18 protein-coding genes are annotated in these 25970 nt (G+C 72.0%); 8 read left to right on the forward strand and 10 right to left on the reverse strand.

All coding sequences use genetic code 11. The annotated features are described in order from the left end of the window. Positions 1–10: 10 nt before the first annotated feature. From pyk to pta, 3 genes are all read right to left on the reverse strand, one after another. Positions 11–1441, reverse strand: coding sequence for a pyruvate kinase (gene pyk, locus ADY01_RS01315; protein WP_049564315.1), 1431 nt, complete (start codon positions 1439–1441; stop codon positions 11–13). Positions 1442–1503: 62 nt separating this feature from the next. Beyond that, the gene (locus ADY01_RS01320) at positions 1504–2706 is read right to left on the reverse strand and encodes an acetate kinase (protein ID WP_049564317.1); all 1203 of its coding nucleotides are present in this window, start codon (positions 2704–2706) and stop codon (positions 1504–1506) included. Beyond that, a complete protein-coding gene (gene pta, locus ADY01_RS01325) occupies positions 2703–4826 on the reverse strand; it encodes a phosphate acetyltransferase (protein WP_049564320.1) in 2124 nt (707 codons plus the stop codon). Before pta ends, ADY01_RS01320 begins: the two co-directional genes overlap by 4 nt. Positions 4827–5052: 226 nt before the next feature. Here pta and ADY01_RS01330 point away from each other — a divergent pair, with 226 nt between their 5' ends. Then, the gene (locus ADY01_RS01330; protein ID WP_049564322.1) at positions 5053–6078 is read left to right on the forward strand and encodes an ATP-dependent 6-phosphofructokinase; all 1026 of its coding nucleotides are present in this window, start codon (positions 5053–5055) and stop codon (positions 6076–6078) included. A gap of 6 nt (positions 6079–6084) precedes the next feature. Here the strand turns inward: ADY01_RS01330 and ADY01_RS41220 are convergent, their stop codons facing one another. Next, positions 6085–6216 carry a hypothetical protein gene (locus ADY01_RS41220; RefSeq protein WP_267888405.1) on the reverse strand — a complete coding sequence of 44 codons (132 nt, stop codon included), beginning with the start codon at positions 6214–6216 and terminating at the stop codon, positions 6085–6087. A gap of 108 nt (positions 6217–6324) precedes the next feature. Between ADY01_RS41220 and ADY01_RS01335 the strand changes: the two genes are divergently transcribed. Beyond that, complete coding sequence (locus ADY01_RS01335; RefSeq protein WP_049564324.1) at positions 6325–7194, forward strand: hypothetical protein; 870 nt, start codon at positions 6325–6327, stop codon at positions 7192–7194. Positions 7195–7660: 466 nt separating this feature from the next. Here ADY01_RS01335 and ADY01_RS01340 read toward each other — a convergent pair whose 3' ends face one another. After that, positions 7661–8629, reverse strand: coding sequence for a serine/threonine dehydratase (locus ADY01_RS01340; RefSeq protein WP_234319988.1), 969 nt, complete (start codon positions 8627–8629; stop codon positions 7661–7663). 55 nt (positions 8630–8684) lie between these two features. Between ADY01_RS01340 and ADY01_RS01345 the strand changes: the two genes are divergently transcribed. Further along, a complete protein-coding gene (locus ADY01_RS01345) occupies positions 8685–9905 on the forward strand; it encodes an amidohydrolase (RefSeq protein WP_049564379.1) in 1221 nt (406 codons plus the stop codon). A gap of 70 nt (positions 9906–9975) precedes the next feature. On the opposite strand, the gene glgB is transcribed toward ADY01_RS01345, so the two are convergent. From glgB to ADY01_RS01370, 5 genes are all read right to left on the reverse strand, one after another. Beyond that, positions 9976–12135 carry a 1,4-alpha-glucan branching enzyme gene (gene glgB, locus ADY01_RS01350; protein WP_049564328.1) on the reverse strand — a complete coding sequence of 720 codons (2160 nt, stop codon included), beginning with the start codon at positions 12133–12135 and terminating at the stop codon, positions 9976–9978. Positions 12136–12195: 60 nt separating this feature from the next. Further along, entirely contained in the window at positions 12196–13656 is a 1461-nt protein-coding gene (locus ADY01_RS01355; protein ID WP_049564330.1) for a maltokinase N-terminal cap-like domain-containing protein, read from the reverse strand. A gap of 205 nt (positions 13657–13861) precedes the next feature. Beyond that, entirely contained in the window at positions 13862–15565 is a 1704-nt protein-coding gene (treS, locus tag ADY01_RS01360; protein ID WP_049564332.1) for a maltose alpha-D-glucosyltransferase, read from the reverse strand. Next, positions 15552–17597 carry an alpha-1,4-glucan--maltose-1-phosphate maltosyltransferase gene (locus ADY01_RS01365; protein ID WP_049564334.1) on the reverse strand — a complete coding sequence of 682 codons (2046 nt, stop codon included), beginning with the start codon at positions 17595–17597 and terminating at the stop codon, positions 15552–15554. The genes treS and ADY01_RS01365 overlap by 14 nt, the downstream gene beginning before the upstream one ends. Before the next feature lie 298 nt (positions 17598–17895). Then, entirely contained in the window at positions 17896–19818 is a 1923-nt protein-coding gene (locus ADY01_RS01370; RefSeq protein WP_159000884.1) for a rhamnogalacturonan lyase, read from the reverse strand. 228 nt (positions 19819–20046) lie between these two features. Here ADY01_RS01370 and ADY01_RS01375 point away from each other — a divergent pair, with 228 nt between their 5' ends. The 5 genes from ADY01_RS01375 to ADY01_RS01395 all read left to right on the forward strand — a co-directional run bounded on the left by ADY01_RS01375 (position 20047) and on the right by ADY01_RS01395 (position 25926). Further along, the gene (locus ADY01_RS01375) at positions 20047–21717 is read left to right on the forward strand and encodes an ABC transporter substrate-binding protein (RefSeq protein WP_049564339.1); all 1671 of its coding nucleotides are present in this window, start codon (positions 20047–20049) and stop codon (positions 21715–21717) included. Between the two features lie 110 nt (positions 21718–21827). Then, positions 21828–22832 (forward strand): ABC transporter permease, encoded by a 1005-nt coding sequence (locus ADY01_RS01380; RefSeq protein WP_049564341.1) that lies wholly within the window; start codon positions 21828–21830, stop codon positions 22830–22832. Then, complete coding sequence (locus ADY01_RS01385; RefSeq protein ID WP_049564343.1) at positions 22832–23800, forward strand: ABC transporter permease; 969 nt, start codon at positions 22832–22834, stop codon at positions 23798–23800. Before ADY01_RS01380 ends, ADY01_RS01385 begins: the two co-directional genes overlap by 1 nt. A 6-nt stretch (positions 23801–23806) precedes the next feature. Then, on the forward strand, positions 23807–24841 hold the full coding sequence (locus ADY01_RS01390; protein ID WP_049564346.1) for an ABC transporter ATP-binding protein: 1035 nt from the start codon (positions 23807–23809) through the stop codon (positions 24839–24841). Beyond that, positions 24838–25926 (forward strand): ABC transporter ATP-binding protein, encoded by a 1089-nt coding sequence (locus tag ADY01_RS01395; RefSeq protein ID WP_049564348.1) that lies wholly within the window; start codon positions 24838–24840, stop codon positions 25924–25926. The genes ADY01_RS01390 and ADY01_RS01395 overlap by 4 nt, the downstream gene beginning before the upstream one ends. Positions 25927–25970 lie beyond the last annotated feature (44 nt).

Below are 25970 nucleotides of genomic sequence, written 5' to 3' on the forward strand. Positions count from 1 at the left end.
GCGTGGGCGGTCAGACGCCCGGGTGGCCGCCGATGTGGTGGACGCGGACCATGTTGGTCGTCCCGGGGACGCCGGGAGGGGAGCCGGCGGTGATGATCATGGTGTCGCCGGGGGCGAAGCGGTTCAGCTTCGACAGCTCGGCGTCGCACAGCTCGACCATCTCGTCGGTGTGGTTCACATGCGGCACGACGAACGTCTCCACGCCCCAGCTCAGGGTGAGCTGGTTCCTCGTGGCGGGCTCCGAGGTGAACGCCAGGATCGGCTGCACGGCGCGGTAACGGGACAGGCGTCGGGCGGTGTCCCCGGACTTGGTGAACGCGACCAGCGCCTTGCCGCCGAGGAAGTCCGCCATCTCGGCCGCGGCACGGGCGACCGAACCGCCCTGCGTGCGCGGCTTCTTGCCCGGGACCAGCGGCTGGAGCCCGCGCGAGAGCAGCTCGGTCTCCGCCGCGACGACGATCTTCGACATCGTCCTGACCGTCTCGATCGGATACCGGCCCACCGAGGACTCGGCGGAGAGCATCACCGCGTCCGCGCCGTCCAGGATGGCGTTGGCCACGTCGGACGCCTCGGCGCGCGTCGGGCGGGAGTTGGTGATCATCGACTCCATCATCTGGGTCGCCACGATCACCGGCTTGGCGTTCCTGCGGCAGAGCTCGATCAGCCGCTTCTGCACCATCGGAACCTTCTCCAGCGGGTATTCGACCGCCAGGTCGCCGCGCGCCACCATGACGCCGTCGAAGGCCATGACGACCTCCGTCATGTTCTCCACGGCCTGGGGCTTCTCGACCTTGGCGATCACCGGCACCCGGCGGCCCACCCGGTCCATCACCCGGTGCACGTCCCGCACGTCGTCCGCGTTCCGCACGAAGGACAGCGCCACCATGTCGGCGCCGAGCCGCAGCGCGAACTCCAGGTCCTCGACGTCCTTCTCGGAGAGCGCGGGCACGTTCACGGCGACGCCCGGCAGGTTGATCCCCTTGTGATCGGAGACCACGCCGCCCTCGATCACGATGGTCCGCACCCGCGCCCCGTCGACCTCGGTGACCTGGAGCGCGACGTTCCCGTCGTTGATCAGGATCGCCTCGCCCTTGGTCACATCGCCCGGCAGCCCCTTGTAGGTGGTGCCGCAGATCGACCGGTCGCCCTGCACGTCCTCGGTGGTGATGGTGAACTCGTCGCCGCGCCTGAGCTCCACCGGCCCGTCCACGAAGGTCTCCAGCCGGATCTTGGGCCCCTGGAGGTCGGCCAGCACGCCCACCGCCCGGCCCGTGTCCTCGGTCGCCTTGCGGAGGCGGTGGTACCGCTCCTCGTGCTCCTCGTGGGAACCGTGGCTGAAGTTGAAACGGGCCACGTTCATGCCGGCGTCGATCATGGCCTTCAGCTGTTCGAAGGAATCGACGGCGGGGCCCAGGGTGCAGACGATTTTGGAACGGCGCATGGTGGCGGATCCTATCGATTTGTTCCGTGGCTGAATTTTCGGCGGGGTCAGGCTATCCGAGCTCAGGACCCGACCACCGCGAACGCCTGGGTGGCGATCTCCAGTTCCTCGTCGGTCGGCACCACGGCGACCGCCACCCGAGCGTACTCCGGCGAGATGAGGCGGGGCCCTGCCGTACGGGCGGCGTTCAGCCGCTCGTCGACCGCGAGCCCGAGGCCGTCGAGACCGGCGACCGCCGCCGCCCGCACCGGGGCCGCGTTCTCCCCGACCCCGGCGGTGAAGACCAGCGCGTCCACCCGGCCCAGCACCGCGCAGTACGCCCCGATGTACTTGCGCAGCCGGTGGATGTAGACGTCGAACGCCAGCCGCGCCCGCCCGTCGCCCGCCTCCCTGCGCGCCAGGACCTCCCGCATGTCGTTCTCGCCGCAGAGCCCGGCGAGCCCGGAGCGCTCGTTCAGCAGCCGGTCGATCTCGTCCAGCTCCAGGCCCGCGGTCCGCGCCAGGTGGAAGACCACCGCCGGGTCCACGTCGCCCGACCTGGTGCCCATGACCAGGCCCTCCAGCGGCGTCATCCCCATCGAGGTGTCCACGCACCGGCCGCCGGCCACCGCGGAGGCGGAGGCCCCGTTGCCCAGGTGCAGCACGATGACGTTCACATCCCCGGGAGCGCGGCCGAGCAGCGCGGCGGCGCGCCGGGACACATGCGCGTGGGAGGTGCCGTGGAATCCGTAGCGGCGCACCCGGTGCCTCTCCGCCGTCTCCGCGTCGATCGCGTAGAGCGCCGCGTACTCGGGCATGGTCGCGTGGAACGCCGTGTCGAACACCGCCACCTGAGGCACCCGCGGATTGAGCGCCCTGGCCGTTCTGATGCCCTCCAGATTGGCCGGATTGTGCAGCGGGGCGAGCGGCGCCAGGCGTTCGATCTCCGCCTCCACCGCCTCGTCCACGACCGTCGGCTCGGTGAACCGGCGCCCGCCGTGCACCACCCGGTGCCCCACGGCGGCCAGGCCGGGGGAGTCGAGGCCGACGCCGTCGGCCGCCAGCTCCTCGGCCGCCGCCCTCAGCGCCGCGCCGTGGTCCGGCACGCGCCCCTCCCGCTCGCGCCGGCCGCCGCCCGCCGGGGTGTGCGTCAGCCGCCCCGAGCGCTCCCCGATCCGCTCCACCAGGCCGGTCGCCAGGCGGGAGCGGTCGTCCATGTCGAGCAGCTGGTACTTGACCGACGAGGAGCCGGAGTTCAGCACCAGCACCCTGCTCGCCCGCGTCATCCGGGCACCTCCTGCGGCACCTGCTCCTCCTGCCCCCGCCGCCGCGCCTGGACGGCGGTGATCGCGACCGTGTTGACGATGTCCTGCACCAGCGCGCCGCGGGAGAGGTCGTTCACCGGCTTGCGCAGCCCCTGGAGCACCGGGCCGACGGCCACCGCGCCCGCGGAGCGCTGGACCGCCTTGTACGTGTTGTTGCCCGTGTTCAGGTCCGGGAAGATCAGGACCGTCGCCTGCCCCGCCACCGTCGACCCCGGCAGCTTGGTCGCGGCCACCGAGGGCTCGACCGCCGCGTCGTACTGGATCGGGCCCTCCACCTCGAGGTCCGGGCGGAGGCGCCGCACCAGCTCGGTCGCCTCCCGCACCTTGTCCACGTCCGCGCCCGAGCCCGAGGTGCCGGTCGAGTACGACAGCATCGCGATCCGGGGGACCACCCCGAACCGGGCGGCGGTGGCGGCCGACTGGATCGCGATGTCCGCCAGCTGCGCCGCGTCCGGGTCCGGGTTGACCGCGCAGTCGCCGTAGACGAGCACCTGGTCGGCCAGGCACATGAAGAAGACCGAGGAGACGATGGAGGCGCCGGGGCTCGTCTTGATCACCTCGAACGCCGGGCGGATCGTCGCCGCCGTCGAGTGGGCGGCGCCCGACACCATGCCGTCCGCCAGGCCCTCCTCCACCATCAGCGTGCCGAAGTACGACACGTCGGCGACCACGTCGTGCGCCAGCTCGAAGCTCACGCCCCGGTGCGCGCGCAGGCGCGCGTAGACCTCGGCGAAGCGCTCCCGAAGCGGCGAGGTCACCGGGTCCACCACGCGCAGCGCGCCGCCCTGCTCGACCGACGGCAGGTCGAGGCCCAGCTCCGCGATCCGCCTGCGGACGGCCGTCTCGTCGCCGAGCACGGTCAGGTCGCACACGTTCCGCCGCAGCAGCACCTCGGCGGCGCGCAGCACGCGCTCCTCGGTGCCCTCGGGGAGCACGAGATGGCGGCGGTCGCCCCTGGCCCGTTCGATCAGCTGGTGCTCGAACATCATCGGCGTCACGCGGTCGCCCCGCACCAGCGAGATCCGCTCGGTCAGCGCGGCGGTGTCCACGTGCGACTCGAAGAGCCCGAGCGCGATCTCCGCCTTGCGCGGCGCGGTCGCGGTCAGCTTCCCCTCCAGGCCCGACAGCTCGGTGGCGGTGCGGAACGAGCCCCCCGCCGCCGAGAGCACCGGCGTGCCGGGGGCCAGCCGGGCGGCCAGCCCCATGGTCTCCTCGCCGGGGCGCTCGCCGAGGGTGAGCAGGATCCCGGCGATGGGCGGGGCGCTCGCGGAGTGCGCCGCCAGCGCGCCGACCACCAGATCCGCCCGGTCGCCCGGCGTGATCACGAGGCAGCCCTCGGTCAGCGCGGTCAGGAAGACCGGCAGCATCGCGCCGCCGAAGACGAAGTCCCGGATGTCCCGGCCGAGGCCCGCCGCGTCGCCGAGCAGCACCTCGGCGTTCAGGGCCGTGACGACCTGCGCCACGGTGGGCGCCGCCAGCGCGGGCTCCTCGGGCAGCACCCACACCGGCACCGGCAGGTGGCGGTCCGGCGTGCGGGCGGCCCGCGACGCGTCCGTGCCCCGCACCCGGTTGGCGATCATGGCGACCACCTGGCAGCCGAGCGAGGCGAAGGCGTGGTGCGCGTTGCGCACCTCCGCGACCACCGAGTCCGCGTCCTGGCCGACCCCGGCCACCACGGGCAGCACCGCGGCGCCGAACTCGTTGGCCAGCCGCGCGTTGAGCGTCAGCTCGGCGGGCAGCTGCGTGTCGGCGTAGTCGGTGCCGAGGACGAGCACCACCTCGTAGGCCACTGCCACCGCGTGGTACCGCTCCACCAGCCGGGTCACCAGCTCGTCCATCCCGTGCTCCGCCTGGAGCTCGGCGGCCTCGGCGTAGGTCATCCCCCTGGCCTCCGTCTCCGTCTGCGTGAGCCGGTATCGGCTGCGCAGCAGATCGAACACGAGGTCGACTCCCTCGTGGGCCAGCGGCCGGAACACCCCCACCCGGTCCACCTGCCGCGTCAGCAGCTCCATCACCCCGAGCTCGACGACCTGCCGGCCGTCGCCCCGGCCGACACCGGCCACATATACGCTGCGCGCCACTGTTCCGTCCCGTCCCCGTCGTCCTGCCGCAAGCTTGCCTTGAGGCGGCCTGGGCAGCATCACTCCTACCGACCGTACCCACGGCGCACGGCAGGGCGCGCGTCGGGTTGCCGAGCGCCGTTCGAGGGCGACCCGTGAGCGTGGAAGAATTCCAGTGGCCCCGAGGGCGCGGCCCGCGACCACGCGCGACGTCCTTGTCGTCCATAGCGAGCAGGAGAGATCAGCCATGCGAATCGGAGTTCTCACCGCGGGCGGTGACTGCCCTGGTCTCAACGCTGTGATCCGCTCGGTCGTACATCGGGCGGTGGTGGACCGCGGAGACCGGGTGATCGGCTTCGAGGACGGCTTCAAGGGCCTCCTCGAAGGCCGCTACCGCGAGCTCGACATCAACGAGGTCAGCGGCATCCTGGCCCGCGGCGGCACCATCCTGGGTTCCAGCCGCCTGGAGCGCGCCCGGCTGCGCGAGGCGTGCGACAACGCGGAGGCGTTCCGCCACAAGCTGAGCCTGGACGCGCTGATCCCGATCGGCGGCGAGGGCACCCTCACGGCGGCCCGGATGCTGTCGGACGCGGGCATCCCGGTGGTCGGCGTGCCGAAGACCATCGACAACGACATCTCGGCCACCGACCGCACCTTCGGCTTCGACACGGCGGTGGGCGTCGCGACGGAGGCCATCGACCGGCTGAAGACGACGGCCGAGTCGCACCAGCGGGTGATGGTCGTGGAGGTCATGGGGCGCCACGCGGGCTGGATCGCCCTGGAGGCGGGCATGGCGGGCGGCGCGCACGGCATCTGCATCCCCGAGCGGCCCTTCCAGCTGGACGACCTCTGCAAGATGGTCGAGGAGCGGTTCGCGCGGGGCAAGAAGTTCGCGGTGATCTGCGTCGCCGAGGGCGCCCGCCCGGCGGAGGGGTCCATGCCGTACGAGCGCGGCGAGATCGACCCGTACGGGCACGAGCGCTTCGCGGGCATCGGGCAGCGGCTGGCCGCCGAGCTGGAGAACCGCCTCGGCAAGGAGGCCCGCGCGATCGTCCTGGGCCACATCCAGCGCGGCGGCACACCCACGGCGTACGACCGGGTCCTGGCCACCCGCTTCGGCTGGCACGCGGTGGAGGCGGCCCACCACGGCGAGTTCGGCATGATGACGGCGCTTCGGGGCACCGAGATCACGATGACGCCGCTGGCGACGGCGACGATGGAGCTGAAGCGGGTGCCGCAGTACCGGATGGATGAGACCGAAGCGGTCTTCTGAGCCGCGTCACGCTGTCACGCAGATTCCATCCGAGAGCCGGGCCAGGTACGCCTCCATGAACGGCCCGATGGCGGCGGCGAGCGCGTCGCTGTGATCCTCGCCGTCGTCGGCCCACTCAAGGCTTATGGCGAGGTTCATGCCTGTGTTGTCGATGGACGACTGGACACAGGGGACGTGGATGGCCGCGTAGTCGTCCCAGACGACGAGTTCGTTGGGGCTGTTGCTGATCCGCTCGCCCTCGCGTCCGTGCCCGGCGCCGAGGGGGCGCTGGCCACCTACGCCACCTCCGGGGGGTGGCGCATGACGTCCGTCAGCCCGGTGCACAGCCTCCCGCGGATCACCGACATCTACGTCCGCGCGGACGCCGGGCAGTGGCAGCAGGACTTCTGGCAGCTCGGCGGGCAGGAGGAGGAGCTGGCGTACGCCACGACCTTCCCGCGGCCCTACACCGCGGGCCAGGAGTACGAGGCGACCTGGAACACCGGGGTGTTCGGCCCGGACATCTCTAACGGGGACGGGCTCTTCCGCGAGGGCGACGTCCTCTACGGGTGGCTCAACCCCTTCTCCGACGGCGGGGGCCACATCGGCACCGGCCGCGCCGAGAGCGGGTCCACCACCCTGTACCTGAACGGCGAGGAGTACGCCACGGCGGAGGACTTCGTGGACGGCACCTCGTTCGATCTCCCGCCCGAGGAGGGGGAGTACGAGCTGGTCACCACGGTCCGCCGCGGCGAGCCCGTCGCCTCGGTCTCCACGGAGATCAGCGCCTCGTTCACCTTCACCTCCGCCACCACGCCCGAGGGCGAGTTCACGCCGCTGCCCACGAGCGTGGTCCGGTTCACGCCCGAACTCGCGCCGGACAGCACCGCGCCGGCGGGGGAGAGCACGTTCGTCCCGGTCACCGTGCAGGGCGCCGCCGGGGAGAACCCGGGGTCGCTGACCGTCTCGGTCTCCCACGACCGCGGCGGGACCTGGTCCGAACTCCCCGTCGCCGACGGCGGGGTGACGGTCGAGAACCCGGCCGCGGGCGGCAGCGTCTCGCTCCGCGCGGAGGTCACCGACGGGCAGGGCAACGCCTCGTCGCTGACCGTTCTGGACGCCTACCGGACGGCCTGACCACCCACCGGCACCGGTGCCGGCCTCCCGCGTCGCACGGGGGCCGGCACCGGCGAGACCTCGGACCCCACGACGTGACCGCGCGGCGCGACCACGCCGATCCCGGCATCGCGCCGGGCGCGGCGGGTCACCGGGCCGCGGCCGGCCCTGCGGCTCGGACCGCGTCGACGCCTTGCTCGCCACCGGCCGCCTGCCTGCCACCTCGCCTGGTCCGCCGGGCCCGGCCCCGGGCCCCCGGCTCAGGCCGCGAGGTCCGTGGGGTCGGTGTTGGCTCCACACAGGACCACGCAGACCTCCTCCTCGGGGGACGGCGCGTAGGCGCCCGGCGCTGGGACGCGGCGGGCCGCCGACCGCGGCCGGCCGTGCGGCTCCGACCGCGTCGGGTGCCGTGTCAACGCCTTCCTCGTGACCGGCCGCCTGCCTGCCACCTCGCCTGGTCCGCCGGGCCCGGCCCCGGGTCCTCCGCTCAGGCCGCGAGGTCCGAGGGGTCGGTGTTGGCCCCGCACAGGACCACGCAGACCTCCTCCTCGGGGGACGGTGCGTAGGCGCCCGTTTCCAGCGCCGCCAGGGCCGTCGCCGCGCCCGCCTCCACCGCGACGCGGTGCTCGTTCCACAGCGAGCGGCGGGCCGCGGCGATGGCCGCGTCCGGCACCAGGACCGAGCGGGTGCCCGGGCGCAGGGCCCAGGCCAGGGCATCGGCCGAGGCGCGGCGGGCGCCCAGCGCGTCCGCCGCGAGCGAGTCCACCGGAACGTCCACGGGCTCCCCCGCCTCCACCGCCGCGTTCAGCGCGCGGCAGTGCTCGGGCTCCACGGCCACCACCCGCACGCCGTGCGCTGCCGCCGCCGCCGCGACCCCCGCGAACAGCCCGCCGCCGCCCACCGCGACGACCACGGTGGTCACCGAGGGGCGCGCCGCGACGATCTCGTCCAGCAGCGTGCCCGCCCCGGCCGCGATCAGCGGGTGGTCGTAGGCGTGCGAGGCCAGCGCCCCGCGCTCGGCGACGAACGCGTCGCACGCCTCGGCCGCCTCCGCGTACTCGCGCCCCACCGGCCGGACGTCGGCGCCCAGTTCCCGCAGCCGCGCCACCTTCACGGGCGGCGCGTTCTCCGGGACGAACACCGTCGCGGGGATCCCGCGCTGCCCCGCGGCCCACGCGCACGCCAGCCCCGCGTTCCCGCCGGAGGCGATCGCGATGCCCGCCTCCGGCATGGCGCCCGCCTCCAGCGCCGCCGTCGTGAAGTTCAGCGCGCCCCTCGCCTTGAACGTCCCGGTGTGCTGGAGGAACTCCAGGGCGAACCACAGCCGTTCGCCCGCCGGGGCCAGCACCACGGGCCGCACCCGGTCGCCGATCCGCTCCCGCGCCGCCCGGACGTCCTCGCCGCCCACCACGCCCTCGCGCGCCATGGCCCTGCCGATCATCGCCTCACCGCTCATCGACGCAGCGTACGCCCGGGGCTCGGGCCTGAACGGTGAGATAGGTTCAACGACCATGAACATTGCGATCAGATCCGGTCATGTCGTTCCCATGGACGGCGAGCCCATCGACGGCGGCACCGTCCTCGTCATCGACGGCACGATCGCCGCCGTGGGCCCCGACGCCGAGGTCTCCGTGCCGGACGACGTCCGCGTCGTGGACGCCGGAGGCGCGTGGGTGCTGCCCGGCTTCGTCGAGTCCCACGGCCACATCGGCGTCCACGAGGAGGCCGAGGGCTGGGCGGGCCAGGACACCAACGAGATGACCGACCCCAACGGCGCCAGGATGCGCGCGCTGGACGCCATCAACCCCGCCGACACCGGCTTCGCCGACGCCCTCGCCGGCGGCGTCACCAGCGCGGTCATCAAGCCGGGCTCGGGGAACCCGGTCGGCGGCCAGACCGTCGCCGTCAAGTGCTGGGGTCGCACGGTCGACGAGATGCTGATCCGCCAGCCGGTGAGCGTCAAGAGCGCGCTGGGCGAGAACCCCAAGCGCGTCTACGGCGAGAAGAAGCAGCTCCCCTCCACCCGCCAGGGCGTGGCGGCCGTGATCCGCGACCTGTTCACCAAGGCCCAGGACTACCTGGCCAAGCGGGACCACGCCGCCGCCGAGGGCAAGCCGTTCGAGCGCGACGCCGGCATGGAGGTGCTGGTGAAGGTCCTCAGCCGCGAGCTGCCCTGGTGCCAGCACACCCACCGCGCCGACGACATCGCCACCGCGCTGCGGCTGGCCGACGAGTTCGGCTACCGCGTCGTCATCAACCACGGCACCGAGGCCCACCTGCTCGCCGACGAGATCGCCCGCCGCGACGTCCCGGTGATCAGCGGGCCGCTGTTCACCACCCGCTCCAAGGTCGAGCTGCGGCAGCGGACCCTGGCCAACCCCGGCATCCTCCACCGCGCGGGCGTCAAGGTGGCCATCACCACCGATCACCCCGTCGTGCCGATCAACTTCCTGGTCCACCAGGTCACCCTCTGCGTCAAGGAGGGCCTGGACCGCGACCACGCGCTGCGCACCATCACCGCCAACCCGGCCGAGATCCTCGGCCTCCACGACCGGGTCGGCGCCCTGCGGCCCGGCCTGGACGGCGACGTGGTGATCTGGTCCGGCGACCCGCTCGACGTGATGAGCCGCGCCCTGCGCGTCTACATCGAGGGCCGCGAGGTCTACACCTGGGACACGGCGCGCGGCGAGGGCCACGTGCTCGACCCCTACTACCGCGAGCCCGTCGGCTGACCCCCGGCCGCCCCCGGCCGCCCGCGTCCCCTCGGCCGGGCGGGCGGCGGGGGCCCTCCCCGTTCCGCGGTCAGGCCGGGCGCAGCCAGATCGTCGCCAGCGGGGGCAGCGTCGGGCAGATGCTCGTGTCGCGGCCGTGGCTGGGCGCCGGGTCCGACTTCAGCGGCTCCCGGTTCACGATGCCGCTCCCGCCGTACACCGAGGCGTCGGTGTTCAGGACCTCCACCCAGTCCGGCGCGTCCCCCGGCACGCCGAGCCGGTAGTCGTGGCGGGCGAGGGGCGAGAAGTTGCTGACGGCCAGCAGCGGGGAGCCGTCGGCGGCGAACCGCAGGAACGCGAAGACGTTGTCCGCCGCCGCGTCCGCGTCCACCCACGCGAAGCCCGACGGGTCGGTGTCCCGCTCCCACAGCGCCGGGATCGAGCGGTAGCGGGCGTTCAGGTCGCGCACCAGGTCCCGCACCCCCCGGTGGTCCCCGGCCGCCGAGTACTCCGGGTCGAGCACCCACCACTGCGGCCCGGTCTCCTCCGACCACTCCGCGCCCTGGGCGAACTCCTGGCCCATGAACAGCAGTTGCTTGCCCGGGTGGGACCACATGAAGCCCAGATACGCCCGGTGGTTGGCGCGCTGCTGCCACCAGTCGCCCGGCATCTTCGACACCAGCGCCCGCTTGCCGTGCACCACCTCGTCGTGGGAGATGGGCAGCACGTAGTTCTCCGAGTAGGCGTACACCATCGAGAACGTCATCTCGCCGTGGTGCCAGGCCCGGTGCACCGGGTCCTTGGCCGCGTAGTCGAGCGAGTCGTGCATCCAGCCCATGTTCCACTTGAAGCCGAAGCCGAGACCGCCGTGGTCGGTGGACCGCGTGACACCGTCCCAGGCCGTCGACTCCTCGGCGATGGTGACCGCGCCGGGGCAGCGCCGGTAGACGGTGGCGTTCATCTCCTGGAGGAACGCCACCGCGTCCCAGTTCTCCCGGCCGCCCTCCGCGTTGGGCGTCCACTGCCCCTCGGGCCGCGAGTAGTCCAGGTAGAGCATCGAGGCCACGGCGTCCACGCGCAGCCCGTCGATGTGGTACTCCTCGCACCAGAACACGGCGTTGGCGACCAGGAAGTTCCGCACCTCGCGGCGCCCGTAGTCGAACTCCAGCGTCCCCCAGTCCGGATGCTCGGCCCGTCGCGGGTCGGGGTGCTCGTAGCAGGCCGTCCCGTCGAACTTCGCCAGCGCCCACTCGTCCTTCGGGAAGTGGGCGGGCACCCAGTCCATCAGGACGCCGATCCCCGCCCGGTGCAGGGAGTCGACCAGGTACTTGAAGTCGTCGGGGGTGCCCAGCCGCGCCGTGGGCGCGTAGTAGCCGGTGACCTGGTACCCCCAGGAGCCGCCGTAGGGGTGCTCGGCCGGCGGCATCAGCTCGACGTGCGTGAAGCCGAGTTCACTCACGTACGCCGGCAGCTCCTCGGCCAGGCCCCGGTAGTCGAGCCCGGGGCGCCAGGACGGCAGGTGGACCTCGTACGCGGACATCGGCGCGGCGTGCGCGGGGCGCTTGGCCCGGCTGGCCATCCACGCCTGGTCGCCCCAGGTGTACTCGCTGCGGTGGACCACCGAGGCCGTGGCGGGGGGGCACTCGGCCCGGAGGGCCAGCGGGTCGGCCCGCAGCGTGTGGCTGCCGTCCGGGCGGCAGATGTCGAACTTGTACCGCTCGCCCGGGTCGAGGCCCGGGACGAACAGCTCCCACACCCCGCACGCGCCCAGCGTGCGCATCGGGTGCCCGGTGCCGTCCCAGTGGTTGAAGTCGCCCGCCACGCGCACGCCGCGCGCGCCCGGCGCCCACACGGTGAAGCGCGTCCCCGGCACGCCCTCGTGGATCATCGGCCGCGCGCCGAGCGCCTCCCACAGCCGCTCGTGCCGCCCCTCCCCGAGCAGGTGCGCGTCCAGTTCGCCCAGCGCGGGCAGGAAACGGTACGGGTCGTGCGTCTCCAGCACCGTCCCGTCGGGGTAGCTGACGGTCAGCCGCCGGTCGGCGGCCTCGCCCGGCGGCAGCGTGGCGGCGAAGAACCCGTCGCCCTCCGGCGTCAGCTCGTGGTCGGAGGCGCTGACCCGGCGCGCGTTGGGGCGCAGCACGCGGACCAGCACGGCGCCGGAGACCTCGCGCGCCCCTAGCAGCGCGTGCGGATCATGGTGCGCCCCGGCAAGCAACTGGGCGCGGTCTGCGGGGGGAAGGGGCGAGTGCACGACGGAACGTTTCCTTTCGGTCCGGCAATCGGGGGAGTCCGAGTCAGTCCGGGCTCGGAGTCAGTCCGGTGCGGCCGCCAGGCGGCGGATCGCCGCCATGGGCACATGCAGCCAGGCGGGGCGGTGCCGCGCCTCGTACAGCACTTCGTACACGGCCTTGTCCGTCTCGTGGGCGCGCAGCAGTTCGGGCTGGTCCATGGGGTCGTGGCCCGACGCCTCGGCGTAGCCGCGGCAGTAGGCGGTCCTGCTGGCGCGCGACCAGCCCTCGACCCACGAGCCGCTGGCGCGGTGCTGGGCGGCCGCGTAGTCGAACGACCGGAGCATCCCGGCGATGTCGCGCACCGGGGGACCGGGGCGGCGCCGGTCGCTCAGCGGCCTGGCGGGCTCGCCCTCGAAGTCGATCACCGACCAGTGCGTCCCGCGGCCCCTGGGGTCCGGGGTCAGCAGCACCTGGCCGAGGTGCAGGTCGCCGTGGAGCCGCTGCACCGGGCAGGTGCCGCCGCGCCGCGCGAAGTCGGCCAGGGCCTCGAACGAGCGGCGCAGCCCGGCGCGGTACGGGCGCAGCGCGGGAACGGCGGCGGCCGCCTCGGCCAGCCGGTCGGTCATGCCGGTGGCGGCCTGTTCCAGCTGGGCGCGGCCCATCACGGAGGTGGGGAGGGCGGCGGCCAGCGTGGTGTGCACCTCGGCGGTGGCGCGCCCGAGCCCGTGCGCGGCGGAGGTGAAGTCGGCGCGGCGGCCCAGGTATTGGAGGGCGAGCTGCCAGCCGTCGGTCGAGCCGGGGAGGAAGGGGGCGAGCACGCCCAGCGTCAGCGGCTCGGTCACGGTGCCGGGCCAGACCGCCTCGAACCAGGCGGAGGGCGCGGGCACCCGGGAGCAGCGGGCGGCCGCCAGGGCCATCGGCAGCTCCAGGTCGGGGTTGATGCCGGGGCTGACCCTGCGGAACAGCTTGAGGATGAGGCTGTCGCCGTAGATGACGGAGGAGTTGGACTGCTCGCTGGTCAGCAGGCGCGCGGTCAGCCCGGAGGGGATGCTCGCGCCGGGGGCGCGGTCGAAGTTCAGCGTGCCGAGGCGGCCGGGGGAGCGCAGCCGCTCCAGCAGCAGCCCGGCCAGCCGCGGGTCGTGCAGCGCCTCGTAGACGGACGCGCCGCGCAGCGGGCCCTCGCTCGGGCGGCCGACCAGGGCCGGGGCGAGCGAGGGCGGCAGCCCGCGCCGCACGCCGAGGAGGAGCTGGTAGCAGTCGCCCGCGGGCGGCACATGGGTGCCGGAGGCCGGGCTCTGCCGGGCGCGGATGAGGAGGTGCAGCAGGCCCGGAGTGGTGCCGGCGGCGGAGCAGGGCAGCAGCTCGGTCGCCGAGGTCAGGGAGAGGCCGCTGAGCGGTCGGCCCTTGCCCGCGAACCAGCGCTGCCTGGGGAGCCAGCGGGCCAGCAGGCCCGTGAGGGAACGGAGCAGGGCGCCGCCGTGCGGAGCCGCGGCCAGGGGGACCCGGACCTGGGTCGTACGGGGCGAGGAGCTGTCCGACATGGCGTCCTTTCCCCGGGCACGAATTATGTGACGAAGTGTCCCGGATGGAGACGAGGGTTGCCCGGCGGTACGGGACGTGTCGTGCAGGAACGACCGTGCGGGTGAGGCCCGTAACGCATATGGGGGGCTTTGGGTAGTGCTTGGGGATAAGGGGAGGCTTCCCCCAGCGGGCTGGGGGTAAGCCTCGTCGGCACCGCGCGCGCCCCTACGACTCGGAACCTTTACGCAGCCGGAACCAGTAGAAGCCGTGTCCCGCCAGGGTCAGGAGATACGGCAGTTCGCCGATGGGCGGGAAGCGCACCCCGCCGATCAGCTCCACCGGGACCCGTTCCGCCCAGGGGCGCAGATCCAGCTCGGTCGGCTGCGAGAACCGGGAGAAGTTGTTCACGCACATGACCAGGTCGTCCCCGCGTTCCCGCAGGAACGCGAGCACCGACGGGTTGGACGAGGGGAGCTCCGTGTAGGAGCCGAGCCCGAAGGCCCGGTTCTGCTTGCGGATCTCGACCATGCGCCGCGTCCAGTGCAGCAGCGCGGCGGGCGAGCTCATCGCCGCCTCGACGTTGGTCACCTGGTACCCGTAGACGGGGTCCATGATGGTCGGCAGGAACAGCCGGCCCGGGTCGCAGGAGGAGAAGCCCGCGTTCCGGTCGGGGGTCCACTGCATCGGGGTGCGGACCGCGTCGCGGTCACCGAGCCAGATGTTGTCGCCCATGCCGATCTCGTCCCCGTAGTAGAGGATCGGGGAGCCGGGCAGCGACAGCAGCAGCGCGGTGAAGAGCTCGATCTGGTTGCGGTCGTTGTCGAGCAGCGGGGCGAGCCGTCTGCGGATGCCGATGTTGGCGCGCATCCGCGGATCCTTGGCGTACTCCGCGTACATGTAGTCGCGCTCCTCGTCGGTGACCATCTCCAGGGTCAGCTCGTCGTGGTTGCGCAGGAAGATCCCCCACTGGCAGCCCGAGGGGATCTGGGGCGTCTTGGCGAGGATTTCCGAGACGGGGTAGCGGGACTCGCGCCGCACCGCCATGAAGATGCGCGGCATGACGGGGAAGTGGAACGCCATGTGGCACTCGTCGCCCCCCTTCTCGTAGTCGCCGAAGTAGTCGACGACGTCCTCCGGCCACTGGTTGGCCTCGGCCAGCAGCACCGTGTCGGGGTAGTGCGCGTCGATCTCCGCGCGGACCCGTTTGAGGAGGGCGTGCGTCGCAGGAAGGTTTTCGCAGACCGTGCCCTCCTCGGCGTAGAGGTAGGGCACGGCGTCCAGGCGGAAGCCGTCGATGCCCAGGTCGAGCCAGAACCGCAGGGCGGACAGGATCTCCTCCTGGACGGCGGGACTGCGGTAGTTCAGGTCCGGCTGATGGGAGAAGAAGCGGTGGAAGTAGTACTGCTTGCGGACGGGGTCGAAGGACCAGTTGGACGACTCGGTGTCCACGAAGATGATCCGCGCGTCCGCGTACTGCTTGTCGTCGTCCGCCCACATGTAGTAGTCGCCGTAGGGTCCGTCCGGGTCCTGGCGCGACTCCTGGAACCAGCGGTGCTGATCGCTGGTGTGGTTCATGACGAAGTCGATGATGACCCGCATGCCGCGCTGGTGCGCGGCGTCCGTGAACTCGACGAAGTCGGCGAGGTCCCCGAACTGGGGGTGCACGTCGGCGTAGTCCGATACGTCGTAACCACCGTCACGCATCGGGGACTTGAAGAACGGTGGCAGCCACAGGCAGTCGACGCCCAGCCACTGGAGATAGTCCAGCCGGGCGGTCAGTCCTTTCAGGTCGCCGATTCCGTCGCCGTTGCTGTCCTGGAACGAACGGACGAGGACCTCGTAGAAGACCGCGCGCTTGAACCACTCGGGGTCGCGGTCGCGGTCGGGCGTGTCCTCGAATGTGTCGGGGACCGGCTCATTGACGCTCATGGTTGGGTGACCCTCCGGTCTGTGAGGACGGTCGCAGGGCCAAGATGTGGGCCGAGGAGGCGTACGCATCCGCACGGCCCGGCTCAAGCCGTACATAGTTGTCCCTGCCCCAGTAGTAGGTCTCTCCGGTGAGCTCGTCGCGCACCGGGAAGGGCTCGGCACCGCCCTCCTGGGCGGGTGTGAGGCCGTACCCCGTGAGTTGCTCCATGTCCAACGAGACCGTCGCTTCGTGGGTGTGGTGAGGATCGAGGTTGACCACGATCAGCACGCAGTCGGCGTGAGGTGTCCGCGCGCGCTTGGAGTAAGCCAGGATGTGGTCGTTGTCCGTGCGGTGAAAGTGCAGATCGCGAAGCTGGCGCAGCGCGGGGTGGCGGCGCCGCAGTGCGTTCAGCGTGGTCACCAGGGGGGCGATTCCGGCCCCCGCCGCGTCGGCCGCCGCCCAGTCACGGGGCCTCAGCTGGTACTTCTCGGAGTCCAGGTACTCCTCGCTGCCCGGGGCCGCCGGCTGGTTCTCGCACAGCTCGTAGCCCGCATACATGCCCCAGGTCGGCGAGAGCGTCGAGGCCAGCACCGCACGGGTCTCGAACGCCGGCCTGCCGCCGTGCTGGAGATAGGCGTGGAGGATGTCGGGCGTGTTGACGAAGAAGTTGGGGCGCATGTACGAGGCCGCGTCCCCCGACAGCTCCGTCAGGTACTCCGTGAGCTCGGCCTTGCTGTTGCGCCAGGTGAAATAGGTGTAGGACTGCTGGAAGCCGATCTGCGCGAGGGTGTGCATCATCGCGGGCCTGGTGAACGCCTCGGCGAGGAAGATGACGTCCGGGTCGGCGCGGTTGACCTCGGCGATGACCTTCTCCCAGAAGACCACCGGCTTGGTGTGGGGGTTGTCGACGCGGAAGATCCGCACCCCGTGCGCCATCCAGAACCGCAGGATCCGCAGCGTCTCGGTGACCAGGCCCCTGAAGTCCTGCTCGAACGAGATCGGGTAGATGTCCTGGTACTTCTTCGGCGGGTTCTCGGCGTGGGCGATGCTGCCGTCCGCGCGCCGGACGAACCACTCGGGGTGGCTCTTGACCCAGGGGTGGTCCGGGCTGCACTGGAGGGCGAAGTCGAGCGCCACCTCCAGCCCGGCCTCGGAGGCCGCCGCGACGAACGCGTCGAAGTCGTCCACGGTCCCCAGGTCCGGGTGGACCGCGTCGTGGCCGCCCTCCTCGGAGCCGATGGCCCACGGCGAGCCGACGTCGTCGGAACGGGCGCTCGGCCCGCCGTTCGGGCCCTTCCTGAAGGCCGAGCCGATGGGGTGGACCGGCGGCAGGTAGACGACGTCGAACCCCATGGAGGCGATCGCGGGCAGGCGCTCGGCCGCGGTGCGCAGCGTGCCGGAGACGGGCGCGGCGCCGGGGCGCACCACGGCGCCCTCGGAGCGCGGGAACATCTCGTACCACGAGCCGAACAGCGCGCGTTCGCGCTCCACGACGAGCGGCACCGGCCGGGAGCAGGTGAGGAGTTCGCGCAGCGGGAAGCCGTCGAGGATCTCCCGTACCTCGGTGGTGAGGGCGGCGGCCAGCCGGGCGGTGCCGGGGAGCGTCCGGTCGGCGAGGGCCCCGGCCGCGGCCAGGACGGTCTCCTTGCCCCGGCTCTTGGGGACTCCGGCGGCGGCCTGGCGCAGCAGTTCGGCGCCCTCCGCGAGGGTCACCTCGGTGTCGGTGCCCGCCGGGATCTTGATCTGCGCCACCCGCCGCCAGGAGGCCACCGGGTCGCCCCACGCCTCGACGGCGAAGGTCCACCGCCCCTCGCTGTCCGGGGTGACCTCGGCGCCCCAGCGGTCGCTGCCGGGCGCAAGTTCGCGCATCGGGGTCCACGGCCCGCTGCGCCCGCCGGGGTCGCGCAGCACCACATTGGCGCCGACGGCCTCCGCGCCCTCGCGGAAGACGGTGGCACTCACCTGGAACGTTTCGCCCGGCACGGCCTTGACCGGGCGGCGCCCGCAGTCAACGCGCGGCTGGACATCAAGAACGGGGATTCGACCGATCATGTGGGGATCACCTGAGAACATCGGGGACGGGCCGTCTCCCTCGGCGCGAGGGTTTTCCCTCGAACTGAGGGGCTTCGTCCTTTGTATCGGTTTCGCTGCTGAGTGGCTCGTTCCGTGCATGGCCGCTCCAGTCCGCGTTCACTCGGGTGGGGGGTGCGCCAACGCTAGGCGTTCACTGTCACGTGTACGTATCTGAAGGCTTTCCGGGACCTGACCGAACACACCGACCGACCCCCCGCGCACACGTCGCACGGGGGGCCGGTCGTTGGGCGTGGCGGGCGTGGCGCGCCCGCCGGGCTCACTGGTCCGCGGCACCTCCCGCCGGGATGCCGCGCAGGTCCGACGGGCTGACCGGCGCCATGCCGGGGCCGATGGCGAAGCTCGGGTGCGGGGGCTGGTTGTATGCCGTGTTCTGCCAGGCGACCGCCGTGCGGTATTGGCGGTCCTGCAAGAGAGCCGGGATCGCGTGCTCCGTCGGTATGTCGGTGGCATGGATCCGCAGCGCGCTGTTGTCCGAGGTGCGCCAGATGACCTCCTCGCGCCAGTCGCCGAGGATGTCGGCGGAGAGCGCGGGGGTGGCCTTGGTGCCGTTGTTCGACGCCACGCCCGAGCCGGTCAGCAGTCTCGTGTCGCCGTTCGGGCCGTACTTGTCGATGTGCGTGCCGTCCAGCAGCTCCCGGGTGAGGTCACCGTCCCACCAGCTGAGGAAGTTGGCGCTGCCCGGCTTGCGGCCGACGGCGTCGCCCTCGGTGTTCCGCAGCGAGCCGTCGGCGTTCGACCAGAACTCGCCGCCCGGGTTGCCGTCCCAGATGTCGCCCGCCACGCCGCGGCCGTTGTCGCTGCCGCCCGCGGTCTCCCACAGGACCTCGCCGTTCGACGGGTCGATGTAGACGGAGCTCGGCATGTCGGTGCGCTCGGAGACCTTGAAGTACTCCAGGCCCTCGTTGCCGGGGTCGAAGTCGCCCAGGTGCTGGGCGTCCCCGTGGCGGGTGTCGGCGTTCCACAGCGGGTCGCCGTCGTCGTCCACGGCCATCGCCCCGTACACGATCTCGTCGCGGCCGTCGCCGTCCACGTCGCCGACCGACAGGCTGTGGGAGCCCTGCTCCTCGTACTGGCCGCCCGCGTCGTCGCTGTCGAACACCCAGCGCTGGGTCAGCGAGCTGCCGTCGAAGTCCCAGGCGGCGACGACCGCGCGGGTGTAGTAGCCACGGGCCATGATCAACGAGGGCGACTGGCCGTCGAGATACGCCGTGCCCGCCAGGAAGCGGTCCACGCGGTTGCCGTAGCAGTCGCCCCAGGAGCAGACGTCGCCGCGCCCCGGCACGTAGTCCACCGTGTCGACCGCGGCGCCGGTCGCCCCGTCGAACATCGTGAGGAACTCGGGGCCTTCGAGGACGTAGCCGTCGCCGTTGCGGTGGTCGGCGCCCGCGTTACCGATGACCGCGCCCGTGCCGTCCACCGTGCCGTCCGCGGTCTTGGCCGCGACCTCGGCCGAGCCGTCGCCGTCGTAGTCGAACACCTGGAACTGCGTGTAGTGCGCGCCGGCGCGGATGTTGCGGCCCAGGTCGATGCGCCACAGCCGGTCGCCGCCGAGCGTGTAGGCGTCCAGATAGACGTTCCCCGTGGTGCCCGCCTGCGAGTTGTCCTTCGCGTTGGCCGGGTCCCACTTGAGCACGATCTCCAGCTCGCCGTCCCCGTCGAGGTCGCCGACGGAGGCGTCGTTGGCGGCGTAGTCGCCGCCCGGCGAGTCGATCGGGATGTCCGTCTGGGCGTTGGGCAGCTGGAGCGCCTCGGCGGCGTCCAGGGTCTCGGCGCCGCCGGCCACCGTGGAGACGGTGTAGGCGGCGTCCGCGGGGGCGCCCTCGTCGAGGAGGTTGGTGACGCCGGTGAGCGGCTCCTCGGTGATCCGCGTCCCCTCGCGGTAGACGTGGAACGCCACATCGTCCGGGTCGGTGGCCAGCAGCCGCCAGCTCACCAGGTTCCCCTCGCCGGTGCCGACGCTCACCAGACCGCGGCCCAGCGCGTCCATCTGGTAGGCGCCGGGCGCGGCCCGGGCGGTGGCCGCGGGGGCCTCGTGCGATGTCTCCTCAGCGGACGCGGTGCCGAGGGCGGTCAGCCCGGCGGCCGTCACCACCCCGGCGAGCGCGGCGGCCAGCAGCCTGCGGGGGCGGCGCCCGATTCGTTTGCGATGTCCGGATCGCACAGCGATCCTCCCGTCCATGTGGGGGTTGTCACCTGCCTGTTGCCGCAGGGGGTCGGAGAGGTTGCCGCGGTGTTCCCAGTCCGTGGATACGTTGCGAGAGCGACGGGTAGCGCCCGTTCTATCCCTATTTATGGGGCACGTCTCAGCTCGGTATCGCCGTCCGGTATCCGGTTCACAGCTATGTACCTGCGCAGTAATGTGCCGTCCACCGAAACGCCTACCACCGCCGACCCATTGAGGTGGACGATGCGCATAGCAAGACCCCGGGCCGCGAAGATGTTCGCGGCCGTCCTCGCGATCGGCCTGATCGCGACCGGCTGCGCCAGCGAGCGCGACGACGAGGGCGACTCCGGCGACGGCCAGCCGTTCGTCTTCGGCGCCCCCGGCGACCCCGCGTCCCTCGACCCCTCCCTCGCCAGCGACGGTGAGACGTTCCGGGTCACCCGGCAGGCGTTCGAGACGCTCCTTGAGCACGAGCCCGGCGGCACCGAGCTGACCGGCGGCCTGGCCCACACCTGGAGCAGCAACGAGGCGGGCACCGAGTGGACGTTCGAGCTGGAGGAGGGCGTCACCTTCCATGACGGCGCCGAGCTCACGGCCGAGGTCGTCTGCCAGAACTTCGACCGCTGGTACAACTGGTCGGGCACGTACCAGAACACCACGATCTCCTACTACTGGCAGTCGGTGTTCGGCGGCTTCGCGGAGAACGAGAGCGAGGAGACGCCCGATCCCAACTACGTCGGCTGCTCCGCCCCCGACGAGCTGACCGCCGTCATCGAGGTGGCCGAGCCCTCGGCCAACTACCCCGGCGGCTTCTCGCTCCAGGCGTTCGGCATCAGCTCGCCCAACGCCATCGAGGCGTACGAGGAGGAGACGGCCAGCGGCGAGGGTGAGAACATCACCTTCCCCAACTACAGCCAGGAAGCCGGCACGGTCGCCGGCACCGGCCCCTTCGAGATCACCGAGTGGAACAAGGGCAACGGCGAGGTCACCCTCGCCGCGTTCGACGACTACTGGGGCGAGACGAAGCCCGGGGTCGACGAGCTGGTCTTCCGCACCATCCCCGACGAGAGCGCCCGCCGCCAGGCACTCCAGGCCGGTGACATCCAGGGCTACGACCTGGTCGCGCCCGCGGACGTCTCCACGCTGGAGGGCGAGGGCTTCGAGGTCCCGGTCCGCGACGTCTTCAACATCCTCTACCTGGGCATCACCCAGGAGAGCAACCCCGCGCTGGAGAACATCGAGGTCCGCCAGGCCATCGCCCACGCCATGGACCGCGGGAACATCGTCGACGCCCAGCTGCCCGAGGGCGGCGTCGTGGCCACCCAGTTCATGCCCGACACGGTGGCCGGGTACTCCGAGGACGTCACGACCTACGACTACGACCCCGACCGCGCCAGGCAGTTGCTGGCCGACGCCGGGGAAGAGGACCTGTCGCTCAACTTCTGCTACCCGACCGAGGTCACGCGGCCGTACATGCCGGCCCCGGCCGACATCTACGAGCTCCTGCGCGCCGACCTCGAAGAGGTGGGCATCTCGGTCAACCCCGTCCCGCTCAAGTGGAACCCGGACTACACCGAGACCACCCGCGACGGCGGCTGCAACATCTACCTGCTCGGCTGGACCGGGGACTTCAACGACGGCTTCAACTTCCTCGGCACCTGGTTCGCCGACTACAGCAAGGAGTGGGGCTTCGAGAACGAGGAGCTCTTCGACCTGATGGCCCAGGCCCAGGTCGAGCCCGACGAGGCCGCCCGCACCGCCCTGTACCAGCAGGTCAACGAGCTGGTCATGGACTACCTGCCCGGCGTGCCGATCTCCAGCTCGCCCCCGTCCATCGCCTTCTCGGACGACGTCAACCCGCCGACCGTCTCCCCGCTGACGCAGGAGAACTTCGCCGAGGTCTCCTTCAAGTAACCGCTACAGAGCAGGCCCTGGATCGATCCGCCCGGCCACGGCACCCCGTGGCCGGGCGATCGTGCAACGCGAGGACACGCCCAGGGTAAGAGAGAAAGGGGAGCCCTTCGGTGCTCCGTCTCATCATGCGCCGGCTCCTCCAGCTGATACCAACGCTGCTGGGCTTGACGGTGCTTCTGTTCCTCTGGATCCACCGGTTGCCCGGTGGTCCCGCCTCGGCACTGCTCGGTGAGCGCGCCACCGAGGCCGACCGCCGGCAGATGGAGGAGGCCCTCGGCCTCGACCAGCCGATGTGGGTCCAGTACGGCCGCTGGATGGAGCGGCTCGTCCAGCTGGACCTGGGCAACTCGGTCCGCACGGGCCAGCCGGTGTGGGAGGAGTTCACCCTCCGCTTCCCCGCCACCGTCGAACTGGCCCTCACCGGCATCCTCATCGCCATCGTCGTCGGCATCCCGCTGGGCTACTTCGCCGCCCGCAGGCGGGGCGGCTGGCTGGATGTCACCGCGGTCTCCGCCTCCCTGGTCGGCGTCTGCATCCCGGTCTTCTTCCTCGCCTTCCTGCTCCGCGCGCTCTTCGCCGTCAACCTCGGCTGGCTGCCCAGCGTCGGCAGGCAGTCCACCGGCATCGACGCCACCGAGGTCACGGGGTTCTTCGTCCTCGACGGGATCCTCACCGGCGAGTGGGACGCCTCCCTGGACGCCATCGAGCACCTGATCCTGCCCGGCGTCGCCCTGGCCTCCATCCCGCTGGCCGTCATCGTCCGCATCACCCGGGCCAGCGTCCTCGACGTCCTCGACGAGGACTACGTGCGCACCGCCGAGTCCAAGGGCCTGCGCCAGCGCGTGGTCCGCGGCCGGCACGTGATGCGCAACGCCCTGCTGCCCGTCGTCACCACCGTGGGCCTGCTCACCGGCAGCCTGCTCTCGGGCGCGGTGCTCACCGAGTCGGTCTTCTCGTTCAACGGCATCGGCTCGTTCATCCGCACCGCCATCGACGGCCGCGACTACCCGGTGCTGATGGGCTTCATCATCTTCATCGCGGTCATCTACGTCCTCATCAATCTGCTGGTGGACCTCGCCTACAGCCTCATCGACCCCAGGGTGCGGGTGAACTGATGTCCACCAACCTCTCGAAATCCAAGGCGAACAAGATCGACCGCCTCGCCGAGCTCACCGCCCAGCGGGAGACCGCCAGCGGCGGCAGCCTGTGGGTGGAGGCGCTGCGCCGGCTGCGTTCCAGCAAGATGGCCATGATCGGCGGCGGCGTGATGGCCGTCTTCCTCCTGCTGGCCATCATCGGCCCGTGGATCGCCCCCCACGACCCCACCGGCCAGCTCTGGCGCGACGAGGTCCGCGTCAACCAGTCCCTCTTCGTGGGCCCCCGCGGCGAGAACTGGCTGGGCCTGGACCACCTCGGCCGTGACCAGCTCTCCCGCATGCTCGTCGGCGCGCGGCAGACGCTGCTGGTCGGCGTCGTCGCCACCCTGCTCGGCTTCGTCACGGGCGTCCTCATCGGCGGCCTGTCCGGCGCCGCCCTCGCCTTCGGCGGCAAGACCGGCCGCCGGGTGGACACCGTGCTGATGCGCGTCATCGACATGGCCCTCGCCCTGCCCTCGCTGCTGCTGGCCGTCAGCATCGCCGCCGTCCTGGGGCAGAGCCTCACCACCGTCATGATCGCGGTGGGCGTGGTGCAGATCCCCATCTTCGCCCGGCTGCTGCGCGGTTCCATGCTGGCCCAGTCGGGGGCGGACTACGTCCTGGCCGCCCGCGCCCTGGGCGTCAAGCGGCGGCGCATCGTGCTGGGTCACGTGCTGCCCAACTCCCTGGGCCCGGTGATCGTGCAGACCACCCTGGCCCTGGCCACCGCCATCATCGAGGCGGCGGCGCTGTCCTACCTGGGCCTCGGCAACCCCGACGCCTCCCAGCCGGAGTGGGGCGTGATGCTCGCCCAGGCCCAGCGGTTCTTCGACCAGGAACCGATGATGGCCGTCTACCCGGCGCTGGGCATCATCATCACCGCCCTCGGCTTCACCCTCCTCGGCGAGGCCATGCGGGAAGCACTCGACCCGAAACTGCGGAGCTGATGCGCCATGTCCCTGCTGTCCGTTGATGAACTGACGGTCACCTTCACCGGGCGTGGCACCCGCGATGTCAACGCCGTCTCCGGGGTCTCCTTCTCCGTGGACGAGGGCCAGGTGGTCGGCCTGGTCGGCGAGTCGGGCTGCGGCAAGAGCGTCACCTCGCTGGCGCTGATGGGGCTGCTCCCGGGGCGCGGGGTGCGCGTCGGCGGGCGGGCGCTGTTCCGCTCCAAGGGCGCCGACGCCGAGCCCGTCGACCTGCTCTCACTCGGCCGCTCGGCCCTCCGGGACCTGCGCGGCCCCCAGATGGCGATGATCTTCCAGGACCCGCTGTCCTCCCTCAACCCCGTGGTGTCGATCGGCGTCCAGGTCACCGAGATCCTCACCCGGCACCGCGGGATGCGGGGCAAGGCGGCCCGCGACGAGGCCGCCCACCTGCTGGAGCGGGTCGGCATCCCCGACCCGACGCGGCGCCTCAAGGAGTACCCGCACCAGCTCTCCGGCGGCATGCGGCAGCGCGCGCTGATCGCGATGGCCGTCGCCTGCGCCCCCCGGCTGCTGATCGCCGACGAGCCGACCACGGCCCTCGACGTCACCATCCAGGCGCAGATACTCGAACTGCTGAAGGAGCTCGTGGACGACCAGGGCACCGCGCTGCTGATGATCACCCACGACCTGGGCGTGGTCGCGGGCCTGTGCGACGAGGTCAACGTGCTCTACGCGGGCAAGGTCGTCGAGGCGGCCGGGCGGCGCCCGCTGTTCGCCGCCCCCGCCCACCCCTACGCGCACGGGCTGCTGGGGTCCATCCCCCGGCTCGACGCGCCCCGCGGCGAGCCCCTGAACCCGATCCGCGGGTCCATCAACGACACCATCGCCTGGAACGACGGCTGCGCCTTCGCGCCCCGCTGCGACTTCTACACCATGGAGTGCCTCCAGGGACCCCCCGACCTGGCCGCCCTGCCCCACGGCGGGGACGCGCACCAGGTCCGCTGCGTCAACCCGGTGCTGAACGCGGTGCCCGACACACAGACGGAGGCGTCCGCATGAGCCTGCTCGAACTGGACGACATCAAGGTCCACTTCCCGGTCAAGCGCGGCGTGCTGTTCGACCGCACGGTCGGCCATGTCTACGCCGTCGACGGGGTCTCGCTGGCCGTGACGGCGGGCCAGACCTACGGCCTGGTCGGGGAGTCCGGCTGCGGCAAGACGACCCTGGGCCGCGCCATCCTGCGGCTCAACGACATCACCGCGGGCCGTGTCGTCTTCGACGGCACCGACCTGGCGGCGCTGCCCGACGAGGAGATGCGCCGCTCGCGCCGCCGCCTCCAGATGGTCTTCCAGGACCCCCTGGGCAGCCTCAACCCCCGGCAGAACATCGAGTCGATCCTCGCCGAGGGCATGGCCGCGCACGGCATCGGCGCCTCCCGCGAGGAGCGCCGCGCCAAGATCCTGGAGATCCTGGACCGCGTCGGCCTGCCCTCGAACGCGCTGTCCCGCTACCCGCACGAGTTCTCCGGCGGGCAGCGGCAGCGCATCGGCATAGCCCGCGCGCTGGTCCTCGAACCCGACCTCATCATCTGCGACGAGCCGGTCTCCGCCCTCGACGTCTCCATCCAGGCCCAGGTCCTCAACCTGCTGGAGGAGCTCCAGGAATCCCTGGGCCTGACCTATGTGGTCATCGCCCACGACCTGGCCGTGGTGCGGCACATCTCCGACGTCATCGGCGTGATGTACCTCGGCTCGCTGGTCGAGGAGGCCCCCAGCGACGCCCTGTACGCCGAGCCCCGGCACCCCTACACCCGGGCCCTGATGTCGGCCGTGCCCGTTCCCGACCCGGAGCTGGAGGACAGCCGCGAGCGCATCCTGCTCCGCGGCGACCTGCCGTCCCCGGCGAACCCGCCGGCCGGCTGCCGCTTCCACACCCGCTGCCCCTGGCGGCAGGCGGAGCGCTGCGACACGGAGCGCCCCGAGCTGACGGACATGGGCGACGGCCACCGGGTGGCCTGCCACTACGCGGCCGAGATCGCCGACGGCACCCTCCGGCCCACCCGGGAGCTGGCCCCGAAGCTGCTGGGCGAGCAGGCTCCCGCGGCGGACGAGCCCGACCCCGAGCAGGAGGCGGCGCTGCCCTGACGGCGGCGGCCACCGGCGCGCATAGTCCCCGGGGGTGGTTTCGC

Source organism: Streptomyces sp. SBT349, from assembly GCF_001083795.1.
Lineage (GTDB): Bacteria > Actinomycetota > Actinomycetes > Streptomycetales > Streptomycetaceae > Streptomyces.

What these genes read in the sequence shown, in the direction of transcription:
- pyk (WP_049564315.1), bottom strand. Translation starts at nt 1,441, where the DNA reads ATGCGCCGTTCCAAAATCGTCTGCACCCTGGGCCCCGCCGTCGATTCC.
- ADY01_RS01320 (WP_049564317.1), bottom strand. Translation starts at nt 2,706, where the DNA reads ATGACGCGGGCGAGCAGGGTGCTGGTGCTGAACTCCGGCTCCTCGTCG.
- ADY01_RS01330 (WP_049564322.1), top strand. Translation starts at nt 5,053, where the DNA reads ATGCGAATCGGAGTTCTCACCGCGGGCGGTGACTGCCCTGGTCTCAAC.
- ADY01_RS41220 (WP_267888405.1), bottom strand. Translation starts at nt 6,216, where the DNA reads ATGAACCTCGCCATAAGCCTTGAGTGGGCCGACGACGGCGAGGATCAC.
- ADY01_RS01340 (WP_234319988.1), bottom strand. Translation starts at nt 8,629, where the DNA reads ATGAGCGGTGAGGCGATGATCGGCAGGGCCATGGCGCGCGAGGGCGTG.
- ADY01_RS01345 (WP_049564379.1), top strand. Translation starts at nt 8,685, where the DNA reads ATGAACATTGCGATCAGATCCGGTCATGTCGTTCCCATGGACGGCGAG.
- ADY01_RS01355 (WP_049564330.1), bottom strand. Translation starts at nt 13,656, where the DNA reads ATGTCGGACAGCTCCTCGCCCCGTACGACCCAGGTCCGGGTCCCCCTG.
- treS (WP_049564332.1), bottom strand. Translation starts at nt 15,565, where the DNA reads ATGAGCGTCAATGAGCCGGTCCCCGACACATTCGAGGACACGCCCGAC.
- ADY01_RS01365 (WP_049564334.1), bottom strand. Translation starts at nt 17,597, where the DNA reads ATGATCGGTCGAATCCCCGTTCTTGATGTCCAGCCGCGCGTTGACTGC.
- ADY01_RS01370 (WP_159000884.1), bottom strand. Translation starts at nt 19,818, where the DNA reads ATGGACGGGAGGATCGCTGTGCGATCCGGACATCGCAAACGAATCGGG.
- ADY01_RS01375 (WP_049564339.1), top strand. Translation starts at nt 20,047, where the DNA reads ATGCGCATAGCAAGACCCCGGGCCGCGAAGATGTTCGCGGCCGTCCTC.
- ADY01_RS01385 (WP_049564343.1), top strand. Translation starts at nt 22,832, where the DNA reads ATGTCCACCAACCTCTCGAAATCCAAGGCGAACAAGATCGACCGCCTC.
- ADY01_RS01390 (WP_049564346.1), top strand. Translation starts at nt 23,807, where the DNA reads ATGTCCCTGCTGTCCGTTGATGAACTGACGGTCACCTTCACCGGGCGT.
- ADY01_RS01395 (WP_049564348.1), top strand. Translation starts at nt 24,838, where the DNA reads ATGAGCCTGCTCGAACTGGACGACATCAAGGTCCACTTCCCGGTCAAG.